At 23.0% G+C, this 5,795-nt stretch carries 4 protein-coding genes and 1 pseudogene; all 5 read left to right on the top strand.

Annotated features, from left to right (window positions below):
* Positions 1–123: pseudogene (locus GJT95_RS02315) on the top strand (branched chain amino acid aminotransferase); the annotation flags it as partial.
* A gap of 35 nt (positions 124–158) precedes the next feature.
* The gene (ilvD, locus tag GJT95_RS00900) at positions 159–2,018 is read left to right on the top strand and encodes a dihydroxy-acid dehydratase (RefSeq protein WP_169785914.1); all 1,860 of its coding nucleotides are present in this window, start codon (positions 159–161) and stop codon (positions 2,016–2,018) included.
* 107 nt (positions 2,019–2,125) lie between these two features.
* Positions 2,126–3,604, top strand: coding sequence for a ketol-acid reductoisomerase (ilvC, locus tag GJT95_RS00895; RefSeq protein WP_169785913.1), 1,479 nt, complete (start codon positions 2,126–2,128; stop codon positions 3,602–3,604).
* Between the two features lie 219 nt (positions 3,605–3,823).
* The gene (gene carA / locus GJT95_RS00890; protein WP_425482520.1) at positions 3,824–4,969 is read left to right on the top strand and encodes a glutamine-hydrolyzing carbamoyl-phosphate synthase small subunit; all 1,146 of its coding nucleotides are present in this window, start codon (positions 3,824–3,826) and stop codon (positions 4,967–4,969) included.
* A gap of 1 nt (position 4,970) precedes the next feature.
* On the top strand, positions 4,971–5,795 hold an 825-nt coding region (locus GJT95_RS02295), incomplete at its 3' end, for a carbamoyl phosphate synthase preATP-grasp domain-containing protein (protein ID WP_246225731.1).

Genomic DNA, 5,795 nt, shown 5'->3' with positions numbered 1-5,795 from the left:
AATATATTAATAAATAATGGTAAAATAGGGAAAATTACAAAAAATATACAAAAAGAATTTATTTCCCTGTTAAAAGGGAAAATAAAAGATAGATGGAATTGGCTAGATTATATTAATATTTAATAAATTTTTAATTTTAATAATAAAAGAAAATAAATATGCCTAATTATCGTTCATTTACTACGACTAAAGGTCGTAATATGGCTGGAGCTAGAGCTCTTTGGCGTGCAACAGGAATGAGTGACAAAGATTTTAATAAACCTATTATTGCAATAGTAAATTCTTTTTCAGAATTTGTTCCAGGACATATACATCTACAAAATGTAGGTAAAATAATTTCTGATGAAATAAAAAAACATGGAGGGGTTCCTAAAGAATTCAATACAATAGCTATTGATGATGGTATAGCGATGGGACATGATGGAATGTTATATTCTTTGCCTTCAAGAGAACTTATTGCAGACTCTATAGAATATGTGATAAATGCACATTGTGTTGATTCAATGATATGTGTATCTAATTGTGATAAAATTACTCCTGGAATGTTAATGGCTAGTTTACGTTTAAATATACCTACTGTTTTTGTATCTGGAGGTCCAATGGAAACTGGTAAAATTAATATTAAAGAAAATAAAAAATTTACAAAAATTAATTTAGTTGATGCTATGATCCAATCAGCTAATCCAAAACAATCTAATAATTATATAAAAAAAATTGAACTTAATGCATGTCCAACATGTGGATCTTGTTCTGGAATGTTTACAGCTAATTCTATGAATTGTATCACAGAAGTTTTAGGTTTGGCATTGCCAGGTAATGGGTCATTATTATCTACACATGTTAATCGTAAACAATTATATATAGATTCTGCTCAAAAAATAGTAGAAATTACTAAAAAATATTATGAAAATAATAATACTAATTTTTTACCTAGAAATATCGCTAATCAAAAATCATTTGAAAATGCAATGACATTAGATATTGCTATGGGAGGATCTACAAATACAATATTACATATGTTAGCTTTATCACAAGAAACTAATATAAAATTTAATTTAAATACAATTAATTATTTATCTAAAAAAACTCCATGGTTATGTATGATTTCTCCTAGTACTAATAAATTTTATATGGAAGATTTTCATAGAGCAGGGGGGGTAATAGGAATTTTAAATGAATTAAATAAAATAAATTTAATACATAAAAATACTATGAATATTTTGGAATTAACTATAGAAGAAACCATATATAAATATAATATTTTAAATAAAAAAAATATAAATATAAAAAAATTTTATCAATCTGCCCCAGGTAATATAAAAACAATATACCCTTTTTCGCAAAATAATATTTATTCTACTTTAGATAAAGATAGAAAAAAAGGTTGTATTCGTTCATATCAATTTGCTTATAGCAAAGATGGAGGATTAGCAGTTTTGTATGGTAATCTTGCTAAAAATGGATGTGTTGTTAAAACAGCAAGTGTAAACCAAAAATTAATGATTTTTAAAGGAAAAGCAAAAGTATTTGATAGTCAAGAAGAAGCAGTATATGCAATTTTAAATCAACAAATTTTTCCTGGTAATATTATAGTAATAAGATATGAAGGTCCTAAAGGGGGACCAGGGATGCAAGAAATGTTGTATCCTACATCATATTTAAAATCTATGAATTTAGATAAAAAATGTGCTTTAATTACAGATGGAAGATTTTCTGGTGGTACTTCTGGTTTATCTATAGGACATATTTCACCCGAAGCAGCTAATAAAGGACTAATAGCTTTAGTAAAAAATGATGATATCATTCACATTAATATACCAAAAAGATATATTCATTTAGATGTTTCTAATTTTATTTTAAATAAAAGAATTAAACAAGAAGAAAAAAAAGGTTTATTATCATATAAACCTTTACGTAAAAAACAAAGAAAAATTTCTTTTGCACTTAAAGTTTATGCCAGTTTTGTAACTAGTGCTGATAAAGGAGCAGTAAGAGATAAAAATAAATTAATAATATAAAATAAATATTTTAAAATAAAAAAATTTATTAAATTTAATTTAAATTTTATTAGAAATAAAAAAATATTTATTAAATAATAATTATGTTTATAAAAAAGGATCATCACATGAATAATTATTTTAATAATTTAAATTTTCGTCAAAAATTAAAAAATTTACAAAAATGTAGATTAATGAAATTTAACGAATTTAATGAAAATATTAGTTTTTTAAAAGATAAAAATATTGTCATTATAGGTTGTGGATCTCAAGGTTTAAATCAAGGATTAAATATGAGAGATTCAGGATTAAATATTTCATATGCTTTAAAAAAAGAATCTATAAAAAATAAAAATTTATCTTGGCAAAGAGCGTCCAAAAATAATTTTATTATTGGTTCTTATGAAGAATTAATACCTAACGCTGATCTCATTATTAATTTAACCCCTGATAATAATCACCATAGTGTTTTAAAAAAAATCAAATTATTAATAAAAAAAGGAGCAACATTAGGTTATTCTCATGGTTTTAATGTTATAGAAGAAGGAGAAAATATATCTAAAGATATTACAGTTATTATGGTAGCCCCTAAATGTCCTGGTACAGAAGTAAGAGAAGAATTTAAAAAAGGTTTTGGAGTTCCATCTTTAATTTCTGTTCATCAAGAATCTAATAATAACAATTATGGTTTTCAAATAGCTAAAGCTTGGGCTACTGCAATTGGTAGTCATAAAGCTGGTGTATTAGAATCATCTTTTGTTGCTGAAGTTAAATCAGATTTAATGGGTGAACAAACTGTATTATGTGGAATGTTACAAACAATATCAATTTTATTATTTGATAAATTATTAGAATTTAAACAAAATCCATTATATTCTGCACAATTAATTCAATTTGGATGGGAATATATTACAAAAGCTTTAAAACAAGGAGGTATTAGTTTAATGATGGATAGATTAAATAATTCTAATAAAATACATGTTTATAAATTATCATTAATTTTAAAAAAAAAATTAAAACCTTTATTTAAGTTACATATTGACAATATATTTTCAGGTAAATTTTCTAAAAATCTTATTCAAGATTGGAAAAATAATAATAGTAATTTAATTAAATGGAGAAAAATATATAAAAATAATCAATTTGAAAAAACAAAAAATTTACAAAATTTTGATATAAAAGAACAAGATTATTTTGATCAAGGAATTTTTATGATTGCTGCTATCAAAAGTAGTGTTGAATTATCATTTGAATTAATGATAGAATCTGGTATATCACCTGCTTCAGCATATTATGAATCATTACATGAATTGCCTTTAATTGCAAATACTATTGCTAGAAAAAAATTATATGAAATGAATAAGATTATATCAAATACAGCTGAATATGGTAATTATTTATTTACAAATAATGCTATTCCTTTATTAAAAAAATTTATAAATAATCTTACAACAAAAGATTTAGGAATTTTTAAAATTAAAAATACATCTATAAATAATAATTATTTATATAAAATAAATTATGAAATTAGAAATCATCCTATTGAAAAAATAGGGTATATTTTAAGAAGTTATATGACTAATATGAAATCTTTAACTAATACTTAATAAGTAAAAATAAATTACTCTCTTTAAAAAAGGAGAGTAATTTAAATTTAAATTTAAATTTAGTAAAATATAAATTATGTTATTTTTTTTGAATATATAGATTATATAATCTTTATTTTTAAATTTTGTAGGAATATATTTATAAAGTATTTATAAATAAATAATTTTTATATTTAAAAATATATTTTTATATAAAAATTATAAATTATGGAGAATAATTTGAATAATAAAGCAATATTATTAATGGAAGATGGAACACAAATTTTTGGAAATTCTATAGGGATAGATGGAATAGTTATAGGAGAAACAATATTTAATACTGCTATTACTGGTTATCAAGAAATCATTACTGATCCTTCTTACTATAAACAAATTATAATTTTAACATATCCACATATTGGTAATGTTGGTACTAATATTGATGATAATGAATCATCAAAAATTTATGCAAAAGGACTTATTATTCATAATTTGTCTAAAATACCAAGTAATTATCGTAGTACAGAAAAATTAGATGTTTTCCTTAAAAAAAAAAATGTTGTTGCTATTGAAGGAATAGATACAAGGTATCTAACAAGATTAATATGCAAAAAAAAAATTAATAAAATAGCTTTAATTTCTAATAAAAAAAATTTTAATTATAAAAGTATTTTATATAAAATACGTAAATTTAAAGGTTTGCAAGGTTTAGATTTGGTAAAAGATATTACTACAAAAATAAATTATCCTTGGATATTAGGTAATAAAAATAAACAAATAATTAAAAATTATGTATTTTCTATGCATGTTATAGTATTAGATTTTGGTGTAAAAAATAGTATTTTAAAAATGTTAATTGATAGAAAATGTAAAGTTACTGTTGTTTCTGCTTTTATAAGTTATAAGGATTTAATCCTATTAAATCCTGATGGTATTTTTTTATCTAATGGGCCTGGTGATCCTACTCCATGTCATTATATAATAGATATTGTAAAAAAAATATTAATAACAGATATTCCTGTTTTTGGAGTTTGTTTTGGACATCAAATTTTAGCCATTGCTAATGGAGCAAAAATAATAAAAATGGATATAGGTCATCATGGAAGTAATCATCCCGTACAAGATTTAGAAAATAATAAAGTATTAATTACTACTCAAAATCATAATTTTACCATTGACAAAAATAATTTTCCTAAAAACTTAAGGATTACACATAAATCTTTATTTGATAATACTATAGAAGGCATTCATTGTATTAATAAACCGGCTTTTGGTTTTCAAGGTCATCCAGAAGCTAGTCCAGGACCACATGATTCATCTATATTATTTGATTATTTTGTAAAATTAATTCATATCTATTGTAGAAAAAAATATAAGAGATTTTAGAATGCCAAAACGTACTGATATACAAAATATTATGATTTTAGGTGCTGGACCAATTATTATTGGTCAAGCTTGTGAATTTGATTACTCAGGAACACAAGCATGTAAAGCTCTAAAAGAAGAAGGATATAATTTAATTTTAGTTAATTCTAATCCTGCTACTATAATGACGGATCCAGATATTGCTAATATAACATATATAGAACCTATTAATTGGCATGTTATCACTAAAATTATCAAAAAAGAAAAACCTGATGCTATTTTAGCTACAATGGGTGGACAAACTGCTTTAAACTGTATTTTAGATTTACATAAAAATAACATATTAAAAAAATTTGATATAGAAGTTATTGGAACATCTATAAATACTATTTATAAAGCAGAAAATCGTTCTTATTTTATAAAAATTCTAAAAAAATTAGGTTTTAATACTCCATATTCTTTTTCTATCCATAATATGGATGAAGCAATAAACTGTATACAAAAAATTAAATTTCCATGTATTATTAGACCTTCATTTACTATGGGTGGTAGTGGAGGTGGAATAGCATATGATATTATAGAATTTAAAAATATTTGTCATAATGGTTTAAATTTGTCATTTAATAATGAATTAATCATTGATGAATCTTTAATTGGATGGAAAGAATATGAAATGGAAATTATAAGAGATAAAAATGGTAATTCAATTATTATATGTTCTATCGAAAATATAGATCCAATGGGTATACATACAGGAGATTCAATTACAGTTGCTCCAGCACAAACTTTATCTGATAAAGAATATCAAATAATGAGAAATGCTTCTATATCTATTATTGAAGCTGTT

Source organism: Enterobacteriaceae endosymbiont of Donacia crassipes (assembly GCF_012569785.1).
Taxonomy (GTDB): domain Bacteria; phylum Pseudomonadota; class Gammaproteobacteria; order Enterobacterales; family Enterobacteriaceae.
Note: the sequence above shows the minus strand (reverse complement) of the source record. Positions and strands in the feature narration are given on the sequence as shown.